This is a genomic window from Listeria sp. SHR_NRA_18, assembly GCF_003856515.1.
Taxonomy (GTDB): domain Bacteria; phylum Bacillota; class Bacilli; order Lactobacillales; family Listeriaceae; genus Listeria_A; species Listeria_A newyorkensis.
On record NZ_QPKR01000099.1, the window covers coordinates 1 to 399 of the forward strand.

Sequence of the window (399 nt, forward strand, 5' to 3'; positions counted from 1 at the left end):
GTGCGGCGACATACATCACCGAACTGCTCTCATCTTCGGCAATCGTTCGGGTGCTACGCGCACCGTATTGGCCACGTAATGTCAGATAAACATCGTTCCAGCGGGAGTAATCCTGCCCCAGCGCCTGGCCCGATGAATCGAAAATCACCTTGCCGCGCCCATCGGTAAGATAGACGCGATATTCGTTACGATCTTTGCGGATCCCGGCGATATTGGCCCCGATCGGCCTCTTATTAAGCTGGGCGATAGCCTGTGCTAACTGGCCTTTTGCCGCATCCCCATGTCTCATATCCAGCCGCGCCACCTGCGCCAGCAGGTTGGCAGTATCCACCAGAGTGCCTTCGGTGGCACGCCGTACGCCAGGTTTGACCTCCTGAACGAAAATGCTCAGTACGAAAT

The 399-nt window shown here is 56.4% G+C and carries 1 pseudogene; it reads right to left on the bottom strand.

The features are described 5' to 3' along the window. Nucleotides 1-399, bottom strand: a pseudogene (locus DUK53_RS17325) (hypothetical protein); the annotation flags it as partial.